The sequence below is a fragment of the Pseudarthrobacter sp. LMD1-1-1.1 genome, assembly GCF_040676255.1.
Lineage (GTDB): Bacteria > Actinomycetota > Actinomycetes > Actinomycetales > Micrococcaceae > Arthrobacter.
The window spans coordinates 52,599-73,746 of sequence record NZ_JBEGHP010000001.1 but is presented as its reverse complement, the minus strand read 5'-3'; the positions used below and the strand labels follow the sequence as shown (position 1 = coordinate 73,746).

The 21,148-nt window shown below is 65.0% G+C and carries 28 protein-coding genes and 1 pseudogene; 6 read left to right on the top strand and 23 right to left on the bottom strand.

Annotated features, from left to right (window positions below; translation table 11 throughout):
- Positions 1–32: 32 nt before the first annotated feature.
- Entirely contained in the window at positions 33–509 is a 477-nt protein-coding gene (locus MRBLMD1_RS00370; RefSeq protein ID WP_364396384.1) for a hypothetical protein, read from the top strand.
- Between the two features lie 50 nt (positions 510–559).
- Positions 560–1,123, top strand: coding sequence for a hypothetical protein (locus MRBLMD1_RS00365; protein WP_307489223.1), 564 nt, complete (start codon positions 560–562; stop codon positions 1,121–1,123).
- A 52-nt stretch (positions 1,124–1,175) separates the two neighbouring features.
- Here the strand turns inward: MRBLMD1_RS00365 and MRBLMD1_RS00360 are convergent, their stop codons facing one another.
- On the bottom strand, positions 1,176–2,072 hold the full coding sequence (locus tag MRBLMD1_RS00360; protein WP_364396381.1) for a rhodanese-related sulfurtransferase: 897 nt from the start codon (positions 2,070–2,072) through the stop codon (positions 1,176–1,178).
- A gap of 133 nt (positions 2,073–2,205) precedes the next feature.
- On the opposite strand from MRBLMD1_RS00360, the gene MRBLMD1_RS00355 reads away from it, so the two are divergent.
- Both MRBLMD1_RS00355 and MRBLMD1_RS00350 read left to right on the top strand, forming a co-directional pair.
- A complete protein-coding gene (locus MRBLMD1_RS00355; protein WP_307489227.1) occupies positions 2,206–2,898 on the top strand; it encodes a GNAT family N-acetyltransferase in 693 nt (230 codons plus the stop codon).
- An 84-nt stretch (positions 2,899–2,982) separates the two neighbouring features.
- Positions 2,983–5,358, top strand: coding sequence for a DEAD/DEAH box helicase (locus tag MRBLMD1_RS00350; protein ID WP_364396377.1), 2,376 nt, complete (start codon positions 2,983–2,985; stop codon positions 5,356–5,358).
- Positions 5,359–5,412: 54 nt separating this feature from the next.
- Here the strand turns inward: MRBLMD1_RS00350 and MRBLMD1_RS00345 are convergent, their stop codons facing one another.
- The 3 genes and pseudogenes from MRBLMD1_RS00345 to MRBLMD1_RS00335 all read right to left on the bottom strand — a co-directional run.
- Complete coding sequence (locus MRBLMD1_RS00345; protein ID WP_277999695.1) at positions 5,413–5,913, bottom strand: Rv3654c family TadE-like protein; 501 nt, start codon at positions 5,911–5,913, stop codon at positions 5,413–5,415.
- Entirely contained in the window at positions 5,913–6,407 is a 495-nt protein-coding gene (locus MRBLMD1_RS00340) for a TadE family type IV pilus minor pilin (protein WP_308209027.1), read from the bottom strand. Before MRBLMD1_RS00340 ends, MRBLMD1_RS00345 begins: the two co-directional genes overlap by 1 nt.
- Positions 6,404–6,523, bottom strand: a pseudogene (locus tag MRBLMD1_RS00335) (DUF4244 domain-containing protein); the annotation flags it as partial. The gene MRBLMD1_RS00340 and the pseudogene MRBLMD1_RS00335, both read right to left, overlap by 4 nt.
- 99 nt (positions 6,524–6,622) lie before the next feature.
- Between MRBLMD1_RS00335 and MRBLMD1_RS00330 the strand changes: the two are divergent.
- Both MRBLMD1_RS00330 and MRBLMD1_RS00325 read left to right on the top strand, forming a co-directional pair.
- Positions 6,623–6,748 (top strand): hypothetical protein, encoded by a 126-nt coding sequence (locus MRBLMD1_RS00330; protein ID WP_364396374.1) that lies wholly within the window; start codon positions 6,623–6,625, stop codon positions 6,746–6,748.
- 587 nt (positions 6,749–7,335) lie between these two features.
- Positions 7,336–7,659 carry a hypothetical protein gene (locus MRBLMD1_RS00325; RefSeq protein WP_364396371.1) on the top strand — a complete coding sequence of 108 codons (324 nt, stop codon included), beginning with the start codon at positions 7,336–7,338 and terminating at the stop codon, positions 7,657–7,659.
- Positions 7,660–7,729: 70 nt separating this feature from the next.
- Here MRBLMD1_RS00325 and MRBLMD1_RS00320 read toward each other — a convergent pair whose 3' ends face one another.
- The 19 genes from MRBLMD1_RS00320 to ssd form a co-directional block, all read right to left on the bottom strand.
- Positions 7,730–8,143 carry a hypothetical protein gene (locus tag MRBLMD1_RS00320; RefSeq protein ID WP_364396368.1) on the bottom strand — a complete coding sequence of 138 codons (414 nt, stop codon included), beginning with the start codon at positions 8,141–8,143 and terminating at the stop codon, positions 7,730–7,732.
- Between the two features lie 1,133 nt (positions 8,144–9,276).
- Entirely contained in the window at positions 9,277–10,065 is a 789-nt protein-coding gene (locus MRBLMD1_RS00315) for a hypothetical protein (protein ID WP_364396365.1), read from the bottom strand.
- A gap of 10 nt (positions 10,066–10,075) precedes the next feature.
- Positions 10,076–10,267, bottom strand: coding sequence for a hypothetical protein (locus tag MRBLMD1_RS00310; RefSeq protein ID WP_364396362.1), 192 nt, complete (start codon positions 10,265–10,267; stop codon positions 10,076–10,078).
- Positions 10,264–10,488 (bottom strand): hypothetical protein, encoded by a 225-nt coding sequence (locus MRBLMD1_RS00305; protein WP_364396359.1) that lies wholly within the window; start codon positions 10,486–10,488, stop codon positions 10,264–10,266. Before MRBLMD1_RS00305 ends, MRBLMD1_RS00310 begins: the two co-directional genes overlap by 4 nt.
- Positions 10,485–10,703: a hypothetical protein gene (locus tag MRBLMD1_RS00300; RefSeq protein ID WP_364396356.1), complete on the bottom strand. Its 219-nt coding sequence runs from the start codon at positions 10,701–10,703 to the stop codon at positions 10,485–10,487. The genes MRBLMD1_RS00305 and MRBLMD1_RS00300 overlap by 4 nt, the downstream gene beginning before the upstream one ends.
- Positions 10,703–11,185 (bottom strand): GNAT family N-acetyltransferase, encoded by a 483-nt coding sequence (locus tag MRBLMD1_RS00295; protein WP_364396353.1) that lies wholly within the window; start codon positions 11,183–11,185, stop codon positions 10,703–10,705. The genes MRBLMD1_RS00300 and MRBLMD1_RS00295 overlap by 1 nt, the downstream gene beginning before the upstream one ends.
- On the bottom strand, positions 11,182–12,183 hold the full coding sequence (locus MRBLMD1_RS00290; RefSeq protein WP_364396350.1) for a hypothetical protein: 1,002 nt from the start codon (positions 12,181–12,183) through the stop codon (positions 11,182–11,184). Before MRBLMD1_RS00290 ends, MRBLMD1_RS00295 begins: the two co-directional genes overlap by 4 nt.
- Before the next feature lie 4 nt (positions 12,184–12,187).
- Positions 12,188–12,391 carry a hypothetical protein gene (locus MRBLMD1_RS00285; RefSeq protein WP_364396347.1) on the bottom strand — a complete coding sequence of 68 codons (204 nt, stop codon included), beginning with the start codon at positions 12,389–12,391 and terminating at the stop codon, positions 12,188–12,190.
- Positions 12,392–12,399: 8 nt separating this feature from the next.
- Positions 12,400–13,032, bottom strand: a complete 633-nt coding sequence (locus MRBLMD1_RS00280; RefSeq protein ID WP_364396344.1) for a hypothetical protein — start codon at positions 13,030–13,032, stop codon at positions 12,400–12,402.
- A gap of 3 nt (positions 13,033–13,035) precedes the next feature.
- Positions 13,036–13,200 (bottom strand): hypothetical protein, encoded by a 165-nt coding sequence (locus tag MRBLMD1_RS00275; protein WP_364396341.1) that lies wholly within the window; start codon positions 13,198–13,200, stop codon positions 13,036–13,038.
- 91 nt (positions 13,201–13,291) lie between these two features.
- The gene (locus tag MRBLMD1_RS00270; RefSeq protein ID WP_364396339.1) at positions 13,292–14,335 is read right to left on the bottom strand and encodes an AAA family ATPase; all 1,044 of its coding nucleotides are present in this window, start codon (positions 14,333–14,335) and stop codon (positions 13,292–13,294) included.
- A 124-nt stretch (positions 14,336–14,459) separates the two neighbouring features.
- Complete coding sequence (locus MRBLMD1_RS00265; protein WP_364396336.1) at positions 14,460–14,600, bottom strand: hypothetical protein; 141 nt, start codon at positions 14,598–14,600, stop codon at positions 14,460–14,462.
- 8 nt (positions 14,601–14,608) lie between these two features.
- Positions 14,609–14,773 carry a helix-turn-helix transcriptional regulator gene (locus MRBLMD1_RS00260; RefSeq protein ID WP_221386050.1) on the bottom strand — a complete coding sequence of 55 codons (165 nt, stop codon included), beginning with the start codon at positions 14,771–14,773 and terminating at the stop codon, positions 14,609–14,611.
- A gap of 470 nt (positions 14,774–15,243) precedes the next feature.
- A complete protein-coding gene (locus tag MRBLMD1_RS00255) occupies positions 15,244–16,668 on the bottom strand; it encodes a recombinase family protein (RefSeq protein WP_364396333.1) in 1,425 nt (474 codons plus the stop codon).
- A 17-nt stretch (positions 16,669–16,685) separates the two neighbouring features.
- Positions 16,686–17,063 (bottom strand): hypothetical protein, encoded by a 378-nt coding sequence (locus tag MRBLMD1_RS00250; RefSeq protein ID WP_364396330.1) that lies wholly within the window; start codon positions 17,061–17,063, stop codon positions 16,686–16,688.
- 322 nt (positions 17,064–17,385) lie between these two features.
- Positions 17,386–17,994: a type II secretion system F family protein gene (locus tag MRBLMD1_RS00245; RefSeq protein WP_364397966.1), complete on the bottom strand. Its 609-nt coding sequence runs from the start codon at positions 17,992–17,994 to the stop codon at positions 17,386–17,388.
- A 5-nt stretch (positions 17,995–17,999) separates the two neighbouring features.
- Positions 18,000–18,755, bottom strand: a complete 756-nt coding sequence (locus tag MRBLMD1_RS00240; protein WP_364396327.1) for a type II secretion system F family protein — start codon at positions 18,753–18,755, stop codon at positions 18,000–18,002.
- Positions 18,756–18,787: 32 nt separating this feature from the next.
- A complete protein-coding gene (locus tag MRBLMD1_RS00235) occupies positions 18,788–20,098 on the bottom strand; it encodes a TadA family conjugal transfer-associated ATPase (RefSeq protein WP_364396324.1) in 1,311 nt (436 codons plus the stop codon).
- The gene (gene ssd, locus MRBLMD1_RS00230; protein WP_364397964.1) at positions 20,095–21,135 is read right to left on the bottom strand and encodes a septum site-determining protein Ssd; all 1,041 of its coding nucleotides are present in this window, start codon (positions 21,133–21,135) and stop codon (positions 20,095–20,097) included. The genes MRBLMD1_RS00235 and ssd overlap by 4 nt, the downstream gene beginning before the upstream one ends.
- Between the last annotated feature and the right edge of the window lie 13 nt (positions 21,136–21,148).

Genomic DNA, 21,148 nt, shown 5'->3' with positions numbered 1-21,148 from the left:
AGTCCGGCGTGGCTGCGGGGTACGGTGGTCACATGCCTTCCCGCCTTCCCCTCCTTCCGCGCGCCCGCACGGCGGCCGCTGTGGTCCGCCGTTCGCTGCCGGTGACGGTGGTGGCCGCGGCTCTCTGCCTGGCCGTGGCGGGGTGTTCACCCGTGAACTCGGTGGAGAATGCGGATGTTCCCAAGTGGCGGGCCACCGCCCTGCCCTCTACGCCGGCGGGTGTTGTGCTCCTGGATTCGGGGAAGATCCTCAACCGGGACCGCATTGTGCAGGAGGCCGCCAGGGTGCCCGCCGGCAGCTATGTACTCACGGCGGTGTGCGAAGGGACCGGCAAAGCCTTCTTCGCCGTGTCCCTGGACGGCAAAGCCGTGACGGAAGCAGGAGCAGCCTGCAACGGCCGGCAGGAAACCACCAAAATTACGCTGCCCGCCAGCGGACGGGTCGAAATCAGCAGTTCCAGCGTGGACGCTCCGCTGCTCTACGCCTACCAGCTGGCACCGGCGAAATAAGCCCTCTTCCGGCTCTGGCCCGCCGCCCGCTGCGGGCTTAGAGTCTGACTATGCCCAGCGTGCGGGGAATCTCCGCGCCCCTTCCCGAAGGGACAGCACGGGCGCCCCTGGCACCGAAGCCGGGAGCCGCCGTCGCCCTTGGACTGGTGCTTGCGGCAGGTGCACTGGCCGGCTGTGAATATACGTACGACGACGGCAGGGCCGGCAGCGCGCAGGGCACCGGGACTGCTGCGCCGGCGCCTGCGTTCACCCGCGACCCGCTGCAGCAGGATCCGGTGGGCGCGGCGGAGCTGGGTGACTGGGTGTCCCGGGCCCTTCCGGGTACCACCGGTCCCGTGGTCCAGGCCGACGCCGGGCTCCTGGCTGCCGGGGAGGACCGGCTGGTCGCGTCGCCGGTGCTGGACACCGGGACCTATATTTTGTCCATCGCCTGCCGCAGCCAGCGCCGGGTGACCTTCACGGTCCGCACCGAGACCCTCACCTTGGTGGACCTTGCCCTCCGGTGCGGCATCAACCGCGAGAACGTCATTTACCTGTCAACGGACAGTGTCCTCACGGTCCGGGTGGAGGCGAGGACCGCGGCGAACTACGCGTTCCGGGTGCACAGGCTCTAAACCGGGATGACGGGCGGGCATCACGCTCCCCCCAGCCCGGTTGCGGTGGGGCTCAGGCCGCCGCGCAGCCGTCCGGGCAGCGGAGCGTCTCCGGGCTGGCGGCGCAATCGGCGCAGTACAGCGTGAGGGTGCGGCAGCTCGGGTTGGAGCAGTTCTCGAATTTGCTGGTGGGCGCCGAGCAGCGGGCGCACTGGCCGATGGTCTTGGCGTCCTCGCTGAATTCCAGGTGCATGCGCTTGTCAAAGACGTACAGCGAGCCCTCCCAGAGCCCCTGGTCCTTGAAGGCTTCGCCGTACCGGACGATCCCGCCGTCGAGCTGATACACCTCTTTGAAGCCGCGGTTCACCATCAGGCTGGAGAGCACCTCGCAGCGGATGCCTCCGGTGCAGTAGGTCACCACGGGCTTGTCCTTCAGAGAGTCGTACTTGCCGGACTCCAGCTCCTTGATGAAGTCATGGGTCGTGGCGACATCCGGAACCACCGCGTCCTTGAAGCGGCCAATCTGCGCTTCGAAGGCGTTCCGGCCGTCGAAGAACACCACGTCCCCGCCTTCCTGCTTCCTGGCTTCCACGAGCTCGTGGAGCTCCTCCGGCTTGAGGTGTTTTCCGCCGCCAACCACGCCACCGGCGTCGACCTTGAGTTCGCCGGGCGCGCCGAAGGAGACAATCTCGTCCCGCACCTTCACGCTGAGCCGGGGGAAGTCCTCCGCGCCGCCGTCGGACCATTTGACGTCGATTCCCCGGAACCCGGAGTACTCGCGGGTGGTCTTGACGTACTGTTTGACGGCGCCGATTTCCCCGCCCACGGTGGCATTGATGCCGTCCTTGGAAATGAGGATGCGGCCGGTCAGTCCCAGCTTTTCGCACAGGGCACGCTGCCAGAGGCGGACGGCGTCCGGGTCAGCTATGGGGGTAAAGCCGTAAAAGAGCACAATCTTGTTCAAAGCCACGTATTTAAGGGTACCGGCTGCTTTAAGGTCAGCGGCTGCGCTGCAGGGCCGGCCCGGCCCGGTCGTATCACAATTGCATAAGCACTTCGGCACCCCCTGTTGCTTGTGATCGGGCTGGAATAGTGTTCTTGCCATGAGCCCGGAAACCCTGGTTGAAGACATCACTGGCCTGCTCGAAGTGTGGGTTGCCGGCTGGGCCGGATGTCGCGGCTACCGGACCTCCACGGAGGGCCGTTTCCCCGCTGCGCTCCGCTCTGACACCAGCGGCGAGTGGGAAATTTTCGCATCCGAACCCACCGATGACGAGTTCGCCGCCCTCGCGGCCAGGACTGCGGAATCCCCGGCGCGGGTACTGACCATCCTTACCAACGACCCCTCACGGTACGCCGCCCTGGCAGCCCGTCAGGGGCTGAACGTCACGTCCGATTCGCAGACGATGATGATCGTGGACATGGAGACGCAGGACGCCGAGGACCCCTGGCTGTCCGACGACGACCTGAGCCTGTCCACATACGAGCAGGACGGCGTGCATTACGCCGAGGTCCGCTCCGGAGACGCCCTCGCGGCCAGTGGCAGGGTGTTCGTGGTGGGTGACACCGCAGTGTTCGACAAGATCATCACCGAACCGGCGTTCCAGCGCAGGGGCCTGGGCAGTTTCATCATGCGTGCGCTGGCGGCCCAGGCCTTCGGCCATGATGTCCGCGCCGGGTTGCTGCTGGCGTCCCTGGACGGGCAGAAGCTCTACTCCCATCTTGGCTGGACCACGGTGGCCCGGGTCCTGATGCTCTCGGCATCCCACGACGGGGCGGACCTCTCCCTGAGCTGAACGGGTTCAGCTGGGCCTGCCGTTTGTTTTCCCCGTTGGCGAACCTCGGGCGGGCGGCACAGTTACGGGTGGAAGAATGGTGGGGTGAACCCCCATGACTCCCTGATTCCTTTACTGGGCCGCGGCCCGGAACCGGAACAGCTGCGTCATGTCCGCACCATACCGGCGCGGGAGGCAGTCCACGCGCCCTGGCCAGAATGGGTTCATCCGGACATTGCTGCGGCGTACGGGACGCTGGGCATCCTTGAGCCGTACCGGCACCAGGTTGACGCGGCCGATGCAGCGCATTCGGGCCAGCACGTTGTGGTGGCTACCGGCACTGCGTCCGGAAAGTCCCTGGCGTACCAGCTGCCGGCGTTGGATGCGATCCACCGGTCCGAGCTCCGCGTGCTCGCGGACCCGGGCAAGATTCACGACGACGGCGCCGTCACCCTTTACCTCTCCCCCACCAAGGCGCTGGCGGCGGACCAGCTGAACGCCATCCGCGCCCTGAAGCTGCCCACGGTCCGGGCGGAAACCTACGACGGCGACACCGACCCCTCTGCCCGCCGGTGGATCAGGGACCACGCCAACTTCATCCTGGCCAACCCCGACATGCTGCACTTTGGCATCCTTCCCAACCATGCGTGGTGGGCCGGTTTCTTCCGCCGGCTTCGCTACGTCATCGTGGACGAGGCGCACAGCTACCGGGGCGTGTTTGGCTCACACGTGGCCAACCTGATGCGGCGGCTGCGCCGGATCTGCGCCTATTACGGTGCGGGAACGGCGTTCCCCGAGCCCGTGTTCATCGCTGCCTCCGCCACCGCGTCCGAGCCCGATGTCTCCTTTTCCCGCCTCATCGGGGCGCCCGTCAAGGCGGTGTCCCGCGACTGCTCGCCGCACGGGGCCACCACCGTGGCGCTGTGGGAACCGGCGCTGACCGAGGTCAGAGGGGAGAACGGCGCGAAGGAGCGGCGGACGGCCGTGGCCGAAACCTCCGACCTGCTGGCCAACCTGGTATCCGCCCGGGTCCGCACCATCGCCTTCATCAAATCCCGCCGCGGCGCCGAGACCATCTCCGCGATTACCAAGCGGCTCCTTGACGAGGTGGATCCCAGCCTCCCGCAGCGGGTTGCCGCCTACCGGTCGGGGTACCTGCCGGAGGAACGCCGGGCGGTGGAGAAAGCCCTGCGTTCGGGCAAGCTGCTGGGTGTTTCGAGCACGTCTGCGTTGGAACTCGGGATCGACATCTCGGGCCTCGATGCCGTCCTGGTGGCTGGCTGGCCCGGTACGCGGGCATCGCTGTTCCAGCAGATCGGCAGGGCCGGCCGGGCGGGCCAGGATGCCATTGCGGCCTTCGTGGCCAGCGATGACCCGCTGGACACTTTCCTGGTGAACCATCCCGAGGCCATCTTCGACGTGTCGGTGGAGGCGACGGTCTTCGACCCTTCCAACCCCTATGTTCTGGGACCGCACCTGTGTGCGGCAGCCGCCGAGCTTCCCTTGGGGCCGGGCGAGCTGGACCTCTTTGGGCCCACCGCTGAAATGCTCCTGGACCGGCTGGTTGCCCAGGGCTACCTCCGGCGGCGGCCCGCGGGCTGGTTCTGGACCCACTCGCAAAGCGCGGCGGGGATGGTCAACCTGCGGGCAGACGGTGGGGGCCCGGTCAGCATCGTCGACGCCGAGACGGGTTCCCTCCTGGGGACCATGGACTCGCCGCAGACGCACTACCAGGCACACACCGGGGCCGTGTATGTCCACCAGGGCGACACCTATGTGGTGGAGGACCTGAATGAAGACGACCACTGTGTCATGGTCCGCCGGGCCAACCCCGACTATTACACGACAGCACGCGACGTAACCCAGATCGAGGTCCTGGACACCCTGCGGACCATGCAGTGGGGCGACGTGACCGTCCACTTCGGCGACGTGAAGGTCACCACCCAGGTTGTCTCCTTCCAGCGCAAGGCCCTGATCTCCAATGAGGTCCTGGGCGAGGAGCCGCTGGAACTCGGTGCACGGGAGCTCTTCACCAAGGCGGTGTGGTTCGTGGTGGACAACCGTTCGTTGACCGGGGCCGGCCTCATCGAAGCGCAGTTCCCGGGCGCCCTGCATGCCGCGGAGCACGCCGCGATAGGACTTCTGCCGCTGGTGGCCTCCAGCGACCGGTGGGACATCGGCGGGGTCTCCACTGCCCTGCATGCCGATACCGGGGTGCCCACCATTTTCGTGTACGACGGGCACCCCGGCGGAGCCGGCTTTGCCGAACGGGGATTCGACAAAGCCATGGTCTGGCTGGCAGCGACCCGCGATGCCATCAAGGCCTGCGAGTGCGATGCCGGCTGCCCGTCCTGCGTGCAGTCCCCAAAATGCGGCAACAAGAACAACCCGCTGGATAAGGCCGCCGCGGTTACCCTCCTGGACGTGCTGCTCAAGGACGCCACAGAAGCCACGCCGGTGGACCTGGAAGCCAGGAGCTGATTCCCCGCCCGGAGACGTGCCCTTCGATGGCCCATCTCCCCCGATTCCCTGGCCCTACGGCGGAGGTCCTGCCCGGGCCCGTCCCGTCGCGGCACCCAGCAGTGCGCGCTCCCCGAGCTCAGTGCGCACCTCAATCGTCTGTCCCGGGCCCGCTGAGCAGCTGAGGACCGTGGCGGAGTGCCGCGCCGCCACCTCAACGGCCACCGCGCAGGGATCCCCCGTGGTGATGCCGCGGAGGGCATCCGCCGCGGCGAGAGCTGCCAGGTCCGCTGCTGCTGCCGCCCTGCTCGCGAGCACGGCTGACTGGGCCAGCAGCAGCATGACGGCCATGGCCGTCATGACCACCAGCGCCAGCCCCGCGGCCAGGACCGTTCCCGACCCACGTTCGCGGCCATCTGTGGCGCCTTGTGGACTCTGACCGGGACCAAAATTCCGCCGCCCTCCCCGGGCGTACCGGCGTCTTGTGGCGTGCCGGCGCCCGGGTGCAGCACGACCGGACCCAGCACAGGGATGGCCGGTCCCAATCGTGGGGTGTCGCCGCCCGTGGTCACCCATCACCTGACGCCCCCGGCATCGCCCGATCCGTCGCCGCTGCCGGCGGCGCCGGTCCCCGCAGTCTCGCTGCGTGTTGAGGCACGGGCGGTAAGGGTCCATGGGATGGAAGTTCCCAGGGGTCCGGGCACCCGGTCAGTGACCGTGACCCTGAACCAGCCACCGTCGGCGGCAACTGTCGCGGACGCCGAACTGCCGGCGAGCATCCTGACGGTCCGTTCCACGGCTGCGGGGTCATCGCCCCTGGCCACGGCCCTGGCGCCGGCCCGGGCTCCCTCTTCAATACGCAGCTGAGTCATGCCCGCGGCGGCTCCGGCGAGCAACATGGCCAGGAGTGCCAGCACGGCCGGCAATGCCACGGCGAACTCTGCCGTTACGGTGCCGCGGGCGTCGCCCGTCTTGCCTGCCTGTTCCTGGTGACCGTAGCTGGAGCCCACACCGCCGGTCACCGCTTCAAGAGTCTTCCGGGACGTCAACAGTCCTGCCGGACGCGTCACGGCAGCGCCAGGGCGGTGCGGATGAGGTTCAGCAGGAAACCACGCACTTCATCGCTGCGGAGGATGAACACGAGCAGCCCGGCAAAACCCACCGCGGCCAGGGTGGCAATGGCGTAGACAGAGACTATGTGAAGTTACCCGCTCGAATACGGGTAAACCCCCGCGATTGCGTCAACAATCCGGGGGCGTGGTTACCAGTGATTAGGACCGGCAACATGAACGATTCTACAGCCCGCGCCGTACGGAGCGCAGTGCAATTCCTCTTCCACACGCTTATCGTGCTGGCATTCTTCTTCGTCCCTTCCGCGCTAGTGACGCTGGTCTTCGGGACCGCGGCGTGAGGGGCCACAAGGCCGTAGCTTTCGAGCGCGGCACATACGGCCACGACGGATCCCAAAAGGGCTACGCGGCGCGCTGCGATACCTGCGGCGTCGTGACCTTCGGCGGATTCCGCACCAAGACCGACGCAAAAGCCGCACTAGAGCATGTATTGCCAGCGGCGCCAGACGCAAGCCACTAATTCCCGTCCCGCTTCGCTCTCCCTCCTGAGCGCGGCGGCCGGGATCCAATCAAGGGGCGCTGTTCCTTGGCTGGTTCCAGGCTTCCGCCTGCGTCGTTCCTGCTGACCTAGACGCAAAACAGTGTCAGCCCGGTGTTTAGACCTCCCTTAGCCGCCCTACCGGGGGCGGAGCGACTGCCACGGCCGTGCAGCCGCGTTGAGCGCCCAGCCTGCCCCGATACCTTGGGCGGGCTACGGGCGTTGGAATGTCGCTGACGGAGGCGGGGGCGGCGGGTTTCGTGACGGGATGAGGGACTATGACAAGCCAGCCCGTTAGGTCCGTCTTATTCCTTGAAAGTCAGCACCAAGCGTTACTCTCACTGCATCCGCTGGGGATGCGGGAAACACATATAGGGGGAAGGTCTCACCATGACTACAATCACCATGCCCAACACTGTTGGGGAGCTCTTTGAACAGGCCATAGCAAGGGGCATGCAGCCGTCAGAGTACCTGGCAGAGTTGGGGCCAGTACCGATGCCGCCGGCCGGTTTCACCCTGGATCCATCCAGCGATGGCGACTATGCCCTCTGGTCCGGCCCGACATTCGAGGGCAAGGGCTGGAAGGTAACAACAGACTGGACCGTGAGCGAGGGTGTCACCTTCTATGTTGACGGCGACGGAGACAACGCCATCCAGGGCGCAGAGGCGGCCAAGATCGCCGCTGCCTTGGCGGAAGTCGCTGCACTGAAGTAGCACGACCGTGCCATAAAACGAAAGCGGCCCCGGCGTCTCCTAAGAGATACCGGGGCCGTTCCTTGTTGCCTTAGCCTTTGGTCACTTCTCTAACTTGCACGCCGGCATCTCGGCAGGCCTGGGCGAGTGAGTCCTTGATGGAGTAGGCCGGCGTCTTGCTGAGCTTGGAGATAGACGGGGAATCTTCCACGCCATTCCGGATACCGTCAGTCTTTGCCGTGGCGGCTTTAGCTCCGATTTCGAAAAGGATCATGTTCATTGCCGTGTTGGTGTCCGTGGCTTTGTCCCTGGCTTTGTCCAGCATCGTGCAGGCGTCGTAGCCGGCTGGATCCTTGTCCTTGAAAGACTGCGAGCATCCGGCTAAAGCCATGGCTGAGACGATAAGTAATGCGGCGACTTTGCGCATTTTTCCCCCAATTTGTGCATGTAATGGACTGAAGCGTACCCGCGCCAGGCAGCGCGGGCTATGGTTTTCATCCGCCATTACGGGAAGTCGTTAGGCCGGAAACTGCCGTCTAGGATCGCGGCCCAAACTGCTGGCGCTCGTTCAAAGCCGTACATCTTGCCTCCGGCCGCCCTGACGCGGCGACAAGTGCCGCCCTTGAACCATGCCCGGACCTCACCGCGAGGCGACGGCAGCACACGCTGCACCACACGGTTAGGATCATCCACGCCCACAAAAACAGGTGCCACAGCATCCCGCCTGGCGAGCCTCCTACTGCTCATGACGGATTACCCAGCCAAGCGAGAGCATCCCAGCCGGGGTAAGCCCTAGCTGCCCTCCAAGGTGCCGCATTTCCTGGGCCTGCCATGCTGACGCCGAGCCCTCATAAACAGACCTTGCATGGCACACGTAGGCCGCTACAGCGGGTATGAAACTGTCGTCCCATTCGTTAGCCTGCGGTGATTTCCACAGATTCCGCCACAATTTCTTATCTTCCGGGGACCAATTGCCCGATTTTGGCAGCGATGGAACGGGAAGCGTGCAGCCTTCCGCTGGCAGTTCGATAAGCCCGGAACGTGCGCCAGGGCTGCGATGGCGGGAATTTGGCTTAGTTGGGTTCGCTTTCGGGCCAGGCATTCACCGGCCTCCTTCCTGTTGAGGCCAACCGCTTTGTAAACATCCTTTTCACCTCCCCGGCGGGTCGGAGGGGTGTGTTGCCCCGCCTCCCCCCGGTGGGTGTCTGTGCCGTCGTCGTCATGGTGTGGGCCAGTCGTCGCGGTGGGCTGCTTTCCCGGCGGCACTGAGGTTGCACCGTGCACAGCTTGCACCTAGGTAGCCTGTCCTGTCTTCCGTGTGATCTAGATGCCATGCGGCGCCGGGTTCGATGAGGTTGCCACAGCGTGCACAGCGCACGATGCCTGCTGCTACTGCGGGGGCCAGTGCCTTGCGTGCGTTGATGTGCTGTGTTCCGTACCCGCGTTGCGTTGATGTACCTCTTGCCTTGTCAGCTTCTCGTGCGTGTGTGGTGCAGAGTCCGCCGCTGGTGATCGCGGGGCAGCCAGGCTTGGCACATACCTTCTTGGCTCTTGCCATGTCCTACTCCCTCTCTCGTGGTGTGTGGTGCGAGGCGGCTGCACTGTGGGATGCAGCCGCCTCGCTGGTCTGCTTGGTGGTTACTGTGCTGCCCGTGCTGCCATCTCGAAAGCGAGGGAGCTATCCTGTTTGCTCTCCGCGATGCGTGCAGCTTCGGCCCGTGCTTGCGCCTGCTCCGTCCTGGTGCGTGCTGTGTCTGCCAGCTTCTGGGCTTCGGCCTTGGTGTTGAGATGGAGGGTGAAGCCTGCGCGTGCGAGGTTATGGAGTCCGTGGCCTACTCCGGTGTACTCGGCTTCTGCCTGCCACAGTTCGGCCTGTGTGTGCTGCCCGGTGATGTAGTGGAGGTACGGGCTGGTGTTGTCCCTCTCGGCTTCAGCGATGACGGCGCGTGCGTTGGTGATCTGCATCATCGTTGCTTTGGCTGCGGCGAGGTTGTGCCAGGCGTTGACTGCTTCCATGCCGGCGTTGAGGATGTCCCGTTCGTTGGCGTCGGCGGCGAAGTGTTTACCCGCGGTCTGGATGATGGCTGCTGCTTCGTCAAAGGCGGGGCGCAGGGCTGCTACCAGCTTGTCTGCGTGGGCTTTGAGTGCGCTGAAGTAGATGTCGTTGACGGCTGACTGTGTGCCTTCCGCTGCGGTGTGGATCCGTTCGGCGGCCATGATGGAGATGGCGGAGTCGGTGAGCTTCGCGGCGATGTTCTTGGGCGTGATGGTCCCTGAGAGGATCCCGTCGTGCAGGTCCTGGATTGCCGGGGTGTTGGTGGCTGCGAGGGCGGCGTTAGCGAGGGCTGAGGCGTCCTGGCATTCCTTGGGCAGGTCGATACCAAGGCCGGCGAAGGTACGGTCGATACGGCGGATTTCTGCGAACATGGGGTTTCTCCTACTGGTTGATGGTTGCGCCGAGTTTGGCGGCTATTGAGTTGGTGAGGGCGTCACTGTTGAGCGCGTACGGTTCGGGACTACTTGAGGTTTCCGGCGCTTCTGGTGCTGTGGTGGCGAGGCATGGGCCGTCGCCGCGGTTCAGTGCGCAGATGACCATTTGCCGGGTGTCGGTGCACTCGCACGGGTTCATACGAGGGGCCTCTCTAGCTGGTCGATGATTTCGTTACTGAGCCGTGTGGCGTCTTCCACGGTCAGGATGGTGAGGCATGCCTTGTCGCGGAAGATCACGACGGACGGTTCCTTGGCGCCTTGCGGGGTTTCGATGATGCCGGCGCGGGCGTGGGTGGCTGCGGATCCGTCGATGTTCTGCCAGTACCGGTGCGGGTAGGAGATGAACGGATTGCTGTTCACTTGCCCTCCCGGTGCGCTGCTAGGGCGTCTGCAATCTGGTTGGCGAGGCGGAGCGCTTCGGGTACCGGCAATACGCCTTGAATGATGCTGGCTTGGCGGATCATGACTGCGGGTTCCTTCCCGCCGTCTGGGGTAAGGAGTACCGCCGGCTTAGCGCGGAAGCTGGCAGCTCTGCGGACGTTGGTTTCGTAGCGCTCTGGAAGCGAAGCGAACATTAGTTCTCCTCATCGTTGGTTAGGTGGAGGGTGTAGCCGATGGCTCTTGTGCCGGGGATGGTTCCGCGTTCGGCGCCTATGGAGTCGTAGAGCTGTTGGGCGGTGGTCATACTCGGAAGGGTTGCCCCTACTAGGGCTTGGACGCCTTGCCGTTGGCAGTTGCGGGCGAAGGTCAGGAGCATGGCCTTACCGATTCGGCGGCCCTGGTATTCGGGGGCGACTGCGAGCCGTGAAACTTCCATCTGCCCCGTTCGTGCCAGCCGTCCGTAGTAGGTGCCGGCGGCTGCTGCTGTGAGGGTGGCGGCTATGGTGCCTTGGTCGGCTGCCACGATGACTAGGGCCTCTTCGCTGCGTTCCTTGACTGTCTCGGCGCTCTCACTTGCCAGGACTCCCGCCACGGGGTGCGCGGCGTTGAGTAGGCGGGCGATGGCTGGGAAGTCACTGGGCACTGCGGGGCGGAGTTCAAGCCCTTGGCTGCTCATGCGTTCACCGCTTTGAGTAGGGCGGGGATGGTGGCCTGTGGGAAGACAAGCTGTGTGAGTGCTCCACTGGTGAAGACTTCCGCGCCGGGGATCTTCCCGGCTGCGGTGATGAATGCCTGTTCCGCGTCGTTGTTGTTGCGGAGGCGGATGAACGCGGCTTGCCGGCGAAGGATGGTTTCGTAGTTCATCGTGTTCCGGTCGTGGCCGTTGATGATGCTGCCGTAAGACTCCGGGCTTATCGCGGTGATGGTTTCGTGCATGTTGATGCACGAGTCTGTGGTGCGGATCCCTGCTGCGGCGAGGGCGGACAGCAGGGGGTGTAGCTCGGCGTCCACTTCTACTGTCAGGCCTTCCGCGGTGGTGAGCGTGAGGGCCTGGTGCACTTCCGTGTGGCGCTGGCAGGCTTCGCAGTCACAGGCGCGGAACGATGGCATTAGGGCTTGGGCGGTGCGGAGGATCACGTCTGACTGTTGTTCGGTCCACTGCCATTTGACCGACGCCGGGTCTATCACGTCGTGCGGATCCAAGATGTCGTCTTTGTTGATGTGTTCGGAGAATCGCAGTTCCGGGCCGATTACTCCCAGCCTGCGGGCGGAGTAGCGGAGGATGGCTTTCTTGGACATTCCTAGGGGGCGCTGCTGCTGGTATTCGGCGTAGCTTGGTGCGGCGTCGGCTATCTCGAGTTCCCGTTTCACCATGGCGACCATGCCGGCGCATTCGATCCGGGATCCGACTTCGGCGGGTTTGTGGAATCCGGCCTCTTTCACGCTCTCGTCAAAGGGGTGCAGGTCTGCATCCCACATGTGGCAGCCGAACATGCCGCCGTCCTGGGATACCCCGCGCCAGAGTTTGGCGAATTCGCCGTCTGTGTATTGGATCCCTAGCGGGTGTTCGCGGTGGCGGTTCTCTACTCGGAACGGGCATTCTCGGCAGTTCTGAAGCTTCGCCGGTTCCATGGGGCGCTCTGTGCCGTGGGTGCTGTTGCAGGCGTCTGACATGGGCTTATTCCTGTTCTGCGCTGGTGACTGGGAGGACAGGCTCCGGGTTGCCCGCTGCGTCCACAAGATCGATGGCTTTGCTGGCCGTGATGGGTTCATTCCAGGGGATGCCGCGCTTTATCGGGGAGGGGCGGCCTGGTGCGGTTGGTGTCGGTGCCTGGAAGGTAAGCGGCGCGGGGGTGATGGGTTCGGGGGTCTGAGTGGTCATTGTGGCTCCTAGCGCAGGTACATGACGGTTGCGGAGATGCTGGCTTGGTTCGCGGTTGAGGCGGCCCATTCGGCGGTGCCGGTGCGGGTGGCTACCCCTACAGTGATTTCTTGGCCGTCCGTGAGGCCGGTAAGGGTGGTGTTGAATGGGGCGGCGAGGCTGGCGCCCAAGCCTGCCGGGGCGGCTGTGTAGAGTTCGCCGCCGTTTACGCCTTCCACGACTGCGGAGACGTAGAGGTAATCACTGGCCGTGGTGCTGTTCTCTCCCATGCCCGTGGCGGTTGCCATGACGATGGCTTGTGTCATGCCTGTTGGGACCGTGAGGGTAACGGATGCCCGGACGGTTGAGGTTGTGGTGATCGCTTCGCCGTCGATGCCGTTGCTTGCCGTGTCGATCTGCACCGGGCTAGCGAGTGCGTCATTCTGGACGCTGCCGGCGGGAAGGTCCAGGCTGCCGGTGATGGTCATGGGGCCGTTTACCGTCTGGTAGCCCTCCACGACCATGCCGCCTGCCTTGGGCTTGATGCCCATGGGGCCGAACGGGTTAGCGGCGGCGAGTTCCCGCATGGAGCGTTTGAGGTCGGTTATTTCCCTGGCTATCCAGTCTTCACCGCGGGGGTTGAACATTCCTGGCTGTGGCATGGTCTATTTCTCCTGATTCGTGGGTTCGTCGCCTGGCTCGTAGATGGCGAGGCGGGTTTCTGCTTCGATGGCTCGTGCTTGCCAGTGGCGGAACTTGTCGTGTTCTTCGAGGGCCTTGGCTTTGTAGATTTCGCAGAGGTTCAAGAGGTCTTGGCGTGAGAGTTTCAAGGGCGTTCCCGTTCCTGCCTTGTTACTGAGGAACGGGGAATGATTGATGTTCCTGTTCCTGCACCCTGTGTGTCAGGAACAAGGAACACGCTCACTGCTGCCCCTGCTGCTTGAATACCCGCATGGCTGCCGTAGCTCGGTCATTGCCCCAATTGAGGCGTTCCCTGGCTTCCCGGACGGTGGTGGGCGGTGGATCCAGTGCCTTTAGTTCTGCGAGGTCCACCGCTGGGATTGCTTCCGGCATCCGCTCCCCGTCCTGCGCTGCGAAGACTGCGAAGTTGCCGTCTGGGAAGAGCTTGAACGTGCCGCCTAGGGGCTCTTTATCCCCGCGTGGGGAGTTGGAGCGTAGGCCGCCGTGGCGGTCCTTCTTGACGTTCAGGTAAGCGGCTCCGCCGTGGCCGGGAGTGAAAGCATCCTTGACCGTTACGCGGAGCATGGTCCCGCCGGCTGCCCTTGATTTGGCTGCTGTTCCAGTCGGTCCCTGTGCTTTGGATTCGGTGTTCTTGGCTACGTGGTCAATCGCTATTACTGCTGCCCCTGCCATGGCTAGCGGCTTCAGCACCGAGGTATGGGCGATGGTGAAGTCGTCTGGGCTGTTTGAGTTGAGGCCCATGGTTGGCATGAGTTCCCCGATACTGTCTAGGACTGCAACGCCGGGGTGCCATGCCTTCAGGTCCGCTACAGCTTCCATGAGGTCTTGCCGGTCTTCGGGTTCCTTGTAGCGGAACCTGTCCAGGTCTCCGAGGATTGGCGCGGGGGCTCCAAGGTCAAGCAACCTAGCGGCGATGCCCTCCATGCCGTTGTGGTCCATGTCTAGGAACACTGCCCGTCCGCCCTTGTTGAGGCATTCCACGATGGCGGCGAGGGCTACGAATGTTTTGCCCGATTCAGGTTCACCAAACAGGATGTTGACCTGGTTTGCGTAGAACATGCCGATTCCATCCACGCGGCGGAGTATCGAGGGGGTAGGCGCTGGGGGAAGGTTGCCGGCGAGTAGAGCGGCGATGTTCCCGTATCCCACCTTGTTCCTTGTTCCTGACATAGGGGGTGGAGGAACAGGAACAGAGTTTTGCTGGTGTTCCTGGTAGTCGTCTTCGGAGATGTTGAACTCTTCCATTGCGGTCAGGAGGTCCATGGGGCGTCCTCCTTGCTGTACGTCCCATACCGGCCCGGGGCTTCGGTCTGGAGCAGGTAACGCCTGATTTCCCAGTGCACCCAAGAGGCGAGGGTGATGCATGGGCCTGTGTAGGGTTGGCGCCTCACTTGGTCACCGCCTTATCGATGGCAGCGGCGCGGAGCAGGATGGTCGTCTTGCGGACCATCTCCGGTGTTGGCGCGGGCCAGGAGGCGACTGTGGCGGCTATGTGGGCGGCGAGCTTGTCAGCGGCGGCGGCCTTCATAGCGTGGCCTACTTCTTGAAAGCTGCGGCCACTTCGGCAGCATCAAAGCGGATAATTCGAGGGCCTAACCTGTAGGCCTTCAGCGTTCCGTCATTGATGCGCCGGTAGATCGTTGAGCGACTCACGTTGTGATCGCGTTGGAGGTCTGCGATAGTTAATTTCGGATGGCTCATTTGCTGTCCCTTGCATTTCTATCTTGGCGGATATGTCATGCAAACCTGATCTCCGAATCATTGGCGTGATTCCTTGATCTTGGAGCCCGTCCGGCTTTAGTTCTTTGGTGGAGCTACCGGGCGGGTTCCTCTGCTTGCCTAAGAGTTAGTCTGGCACACGGTGGAACTATTCCCGCAACACCTATTGCCGCATTCCTGTGCAGTGGTCGGCGTTTCTTGTGGACTGGCGACACGACTCTTTCAACAGCCTTGTCAACAGCGCGAAATAGGACAATTCACGCTGGCGCAGGCTACGGCACGCTAGCGCACGCTAGAGCATCCGGATTGAACACGACAGGGCAAGCACCCTTGGGGGTTCTGACAACGCTTCACCTGTGGATAACCTCTAAGATGCCGTGACCAAATCGTTATGTTTGATAGCGCCTAAGGTGGCCCACGCGGCGGAAAGTAGGGCCAATCGGCCCAGCGCCTTATGAGGTCATGTGGTGCGGGAACATGTCCACAGTGGAGGGGTCGAACTCGCCGCGGAAGGGGCCGGACTGCTTCAGGGTGATGCTGAACGCGCTTCGGAGTAGTTCCCGCTGCATCTCCGTGCCGGCCTGAAGGAACAATTCCCCGGCATTCTCAGCAAATGCGAAATTAGCCATAACGCGGCTGCCAATATTCGCGGCTGCGGTCTGCTTTATCGCTTCGAGCTTTTGCTCAATTTCGCGGCTGCCCTCGATGAGCTGGCTTTCGGAAATAAGCCCTTGGGCGAACATTCGGGCAAGTGAGTTTTTCCGTGCGATCAATTCCGCTATGTCCGAGGATTCGCCGGGGGCTTCTTTGTCGGCGAGTAATTGCGCGTCGGCCAGAACGGCCGCCTTATAGTCGGGCCGATCCAACCATGCCGCGGCCATCCTCAGTACGTAGTCATCCAGGTTCGCCATTGCCCGGTTAGCGTGGCCCGGAACGTACTTGCCGCCCTCCTGGTGGATCTTGCAGCGGTAGGACCGTCGATGCCCCTCCGCTCCAAAGCCCGTCATGTACCGGCCGCAAAAGCACTTGGCTATCCCGCTTAGCAGGTACTTGAACTTGGCTTCTGACTGCTGCGGGCGTTCCGGGCTCGTCAGTACCGCCTCGCACTGCCGGAACGTTTCCAAGGGCACAATAGCCGGCCATGAGTCGGCCACCACTTCGCCATGGAAGGTCATTAGTCCGGCGTTGCGGGGCCGGAGGAGGACGCGGCGGACTTGGGTGGTGTTCATGGGTGTTCCGGACAGGCTGACGGCTCCGGCGTCCGCCCATGCCCGCGTTACGCCTATCAGCGACTTTCCCGCGATGATGGCGAGAGTCCCGTCCAAGATGTGCTTAGCCGCGGTGGGCTCAACTTCGATGCCGGCGGCAGTCTTCTTCCATCCCCAAGGAACGCGGCCGCCTAAGAACTTCCCCTTCGCTGCTGCTTGGGCTTTCTGGGCTGCGATCCGTTCGCCCTTGTGGTCTGACTCGTGTTGCGCCCATGCGGCCACGGTCTTAGCGACAGCCTGGCCGGTGGCAGTTGCGAGGTCCAAGAGGCCCGCGGTCACCTGGTGAGTGACGACGCCACGGGGCCGGCAAATGTCGATGTAGCGTTCAAGCTCTCGGGACCGGCGCATGAGCCTATCGGAGTGGTAGCAGACTACGGCGTCGAGCTGCCCGGCTTGGATGTCGGTAAGCATCTGCTCATAGGCGGGCCGGCGCCGTCCTGAGTACGCGCTAATGTCGTTGTCCGTGTAGACCTCTGTGACTTCGAGCCCAAGTGACTGGGCCAGCTCGCGGCATAGCTGCTCTTGGCGTTCCACGCCTAAGCCCTGCCCTTGCTGGTCGCGGCTGATACGTGCGTAAATGGCCGCCCTGGTGCCCTTGGATTTGTTCACAGCACCATTCTATCGAGCTAGTAACTTGACACAATGGCGGTGTATTCGGCTGTTGCCATGCCGGCTTCCGAGCCCAGCAACCCTACGCTGCGCCGCATCCTGGGGGTGCGGCCCGCAGCCGGGTACAGCTCCACCACGTTGCCGGGCGGCGGGAAGGACGCCGCTGGAAAGGACGTACCTGAGGCCGGTGCCTGCGGAACGAGTGCGCGACTGACAGTTGTGTTGGAAGCAAGGGCACGGGATGTGGCACGGGATGTGTATTGCGTCCCGACCGCGTTGCCACGGCTGCGGGCCGGCCCCATGGCCATCGGCCTGGAAGCGGTGGCCATCTGCCTGGAAGCAGCGAGTTCGGACATTCCGGCGGAGTAATTACGGCGGTAGTGGTTGGTGGACATCTGGTTTCCTTTCCATGGGCGCCGGTGGTTTTCCCGGCTGTCTTGACTCTTCCCGGCGGAGTTGTTGCGGGTAAGGGAGGGTGTGGGCTAAGTGGAAAAGCTGGGCTGCTCCGGCGCTGTGGAGGAGGGGACGGACAGCGCGGCCGGCATAGCGGGACAGGCTGGGAACCAGGAAACCGAGGGCACCGGGACAGACTGGGAAGCGGGAGCCGGGGCACCGGGACAGACTGGGAACCGGGAGCCGGGGCACCGGGAAAGGCTGGGAACCGGGGCCCGGAAGCGGCGGGGCTGGCAACGAGCCGGATTGTGAGGAGCCAGCCGGTTAGGAACCGGACGGTAACAGGGCCAGCAACACCGGAACGACACCAAGGCAGATGAAGGCCGGGAGTGAGCACAGGCCCAGGGGAACCACCAACTTCACCCCGAGCGAAGCGGCCCGCTTCTCCGCAGCCCGAAACCGCTCCCGGCGGAGCCTCGCAGCCTGGGCGTACAGAATCGCTGACGACGGCGCGCCCGTGAGTGCGGCGAAGCCCAGCGCGTCCCGCAACTCCAGGACTTCGGGCAGCTGTATTGCGGAGCTGCGCCATGCCGTCTCCCAGTCGGCCCCAATGGCCAGCGCCGAGACCACAGGCCGCAGGGATTCCCGGTACTGCGGGGCAGCCGAAGCAGCCACCAGGTCAAGCGCCCGGCCAATGCCGGCGCCGGCATCGAGCATGGCCGCCACCAGCTCCAGCATCATGGCCGGATCCTTCAGCCCGCTGCCGGAACTCGCTGGCGCCCCTTTGGTGGCTGCCGTCGGTTGTGCCCCTGCAGCGGCAGGAAGCAGGAGGCGCAGCCGTTGGCGCGGCCTGGCGTGGCTGGAACAGGCAAGCCAGGCGCTGGCCGCGAGCAGCAGGAACAATGCCAGGCCTGGAGCCCACCCCTGGGTCATGGCACTCATGCCCCTGCCGCCGCCGAAACCAGCCGGGCAGACCATGCCCTTCCCGTCACGGTGAGGACCACCCCGCCGAACAAGGCGGCCAGTCCCAGGGGTGTTCCCAAGAGGGTAGCGAGGGGATCCACGCCGAGGGCGGCACCGAGTCCAAGACCCATCAAGGGGAGCCAGGTCAGGAGCCGGACGGTGGCTTTGGGCCCTGCGAGAGCCGTCTGCCGGGCCGCGTCTGCGTCATCCTCCGCTTCCAGCTGGGCCGCGAACCGGGTCAGTACGTCGGCGAGCGGACACCCGCTGGCCTCCGCAATGTCAAAGCAGGCGGCCAGCTCCAGCCAGGTCCTGGCCTCCCTGTCCCGGGGCTGGAACGCTGTGGAAACCGCGCGCCGGATGGATTCCGAAACGGGAGCTCCGGTCGCGGCGGCAGCACGCGCGGATGACAGAACCGCAGCTGATCCCTCTGACAGCATCGCCCCGGACACGGGTGCACGCTCTTGAAGCTGCTGCCCGTTTCCGCCATCGCCGTAAACCGTCCACAGCTCGTCCCACAACCGCCCCGGCGTCCGTCCGCCCCGGAGCAGTGCCGCCAGCTGCTGCACCACCAGGGTCACGCCCGGCCCCCGCGACAGTGCCGCGCTCCTGCCGGCCGCCTTGCCCCACGGCAGTACCAGGCCTCTCCTGACCCCCTGCGTGCTCTTCTTCCTGCCGGTTGCCGTGCGCAGCCGGGAAACCGCGTCCAGGGGCGGGTTGAGGAGCAACAGCATGGCACTGCAAAGAAGCACCGTGAAAAGGACCGTCACAGGGTTGCCCCGGGGTCCATCCCCAACCGGGCCGCCAGCGCCGGCCACGCCGGACCCGTGATACCTGACTCCTTAATGGCCGGCACCACGGTCAGTCCTGCCGGGCCATCGGCGATGAGTCCAACGCACAGGACTTCCCGGCACTTCGGGGTCCTGCCGACATGGATGACAACGTCGAGGGCGCTGGCGGCCTGAAGCCGCACGGCCTCCGGGCCGAGCCCGGCGAGCGCGCCGAGGGCGTTGAGCCTGGCCGGGACCGCGGCTGCCGTGTTCGCGTGGATGGTTCCGCCACCGCCACTGTGCCCGGTATTCATCGCCGTCAGGAGCTCACGGACTTCAGCGCCCCGGCACTCCCCCACCACCAGCCTGTCCGGACGCATGCGCAACGCCTGGCGGACCAGCTCCCCCAAGTCCACGGCGCCGCCACCTTCGAGATTCCCGTGACGTGATTCGAGGGCCACCACATGGGGATGGACAGGGTTGAGTTCGGCCGCATCCTCGATCAGGACCAGCCGCTCTTCCGCGGAACAAAGGCCCAGCAGGGTGGACAGCAGCGTGGTCTTACCGGAACCCGTGGCACCGCTGACCAGGAAACTCAACTTCCTCTCCACTATCCTCTCCAGCACCGTCTGCACACACTGGCCGAACATGCCGCCCGTGCGCAGCTCCGCCATGCTGAAAACCCTCTCCCTGCGGATCCGGACGCTCAGCAGCGTCCCGGACGTGGACACCGGCGGCAACACGGCGTGGACACGGTAGCCGCCGGCAAGCCTGACATCGACGCAGGGCGACCCGTCATCCAGGCGGCGCCCGCCTGCAGCCACCAGCCGGCAGGCCAGCGCGCGCAGTTGGGTCTCGCCATCGAACACGACAGGTACGCGCTCGATGCCCCTGCCACGGTCCACCCACACGGAATCGGGAGCGTTGACGAAAATGTCTGTGACGGCAGGATCCCTGGTGAGCTCCTGCAGCGGTCCCAGTCCATTGAGTTCGGCACTGATCCGTTCCACCGCGGCCAGCGCTCCGGCGGCGCCCAACAGCTTGCCAGTGGCCTGGACAGCAGCAGCGACGCGCGACGGTGTTACCGCTCCAGCCTCGGCCATCATCGACTCACGGACGGATTCCAGCAGCCCGGAATCAACGGCCCGGCCAGTACCGGCTGCCTCACCGGCCCGCGCCTGGCGGGCGGCCTGGTTCGCTTCAAGGATCCGGGCACTGCGCCGGGCACCCAGGCCCCCGGACCCTGCAGCGCTGCCTGTATCGGGAGCTGGAGGCGGAGCTGAGGGTGTACCCGACGGCCGCCTCATGCCACATCCCCCGCCTGCAGGTCCTCGCCGAGCCAATCGAGCACCGTGGCGCCGAAATGCCGGATGGTCCGCCGCTTCCCAAAGTCCAGCAGGCGCCCCGCTTCCATGGCTACCGGGACGGCCCGCAGTTCGGGGATGCGGCCCTGCACGGGCAACCCTACGGCGTCAGCAATCAGGGAACTGTCCAGCGCAGCACCTTGCCGGCCCCGCACCAGCAAGGCAGCCTCCACGGGCGGAAGTTCCTGCAGCAGGCGTACCGCCGCGACCGCTGCCTTCAGCTGCGCCGGCACCACCACCATGATCCGGTCGCAGTCCCAGGCCACCGTATGGAGCGGCTCCGCGCCCCTTCCCACATCCACAACGACCAGCTCAAAACCACGGTGGGCAGCATCGAGCACACCCGCTGCGGCGGCAGCAGGGACAGGGACCGGCTGCTCCCGGGTGGCAGGCCAGGACAGGAAGGAAAAACCTCCAGCCACGGGCAGGGAGTCGGAGAGCTGCAGGGGATCGATGCTGCCCCTTGCCTCCGCGAGGTCCGGCCAGCGCAGTCCGGGGTTGTCCTCGGCAGCGAGCGCCAGTTCCAGGCCACCGCCCCAGGGGTCCCCGTCAACCAGCAGGACGCGTGCCCCCAGCCCTGCCGCGGCCTGGGCTATCCAAATGGCGGCGGTGGTTGCCCCCGCCCCGCCGCAACCGCCCGTGATGCCAAGGACCAGGCCGCCGGGTCCCGGCGAGCGCGACCGGCTCAGATGGTCCGCCAGCCAGGCAGCGGCATCGGGCAGCACGGCAACGCGTTCGGCGCCCAGGGCGGCGGCGAGGTGCCAGAGGCTGTCCCCTTCGCCGTCGAGGCCCACCATGACAGCAGGGGTGCGCCGCCGCGGTGGCAGCTCCCGCACATCGCTGCCCACCAGGACGGCCGATGCAGCGTCCCAGTACCGTCCGCCCTCCAATGCATCCGGAACGACGCGCAGCTGGGCTCCGGCGGCTGCCACGATGCGCTCCACTTCGGCGCGGAGGACCCCCGATGAGGTAACCAGCAGCACCCCGCCCGCA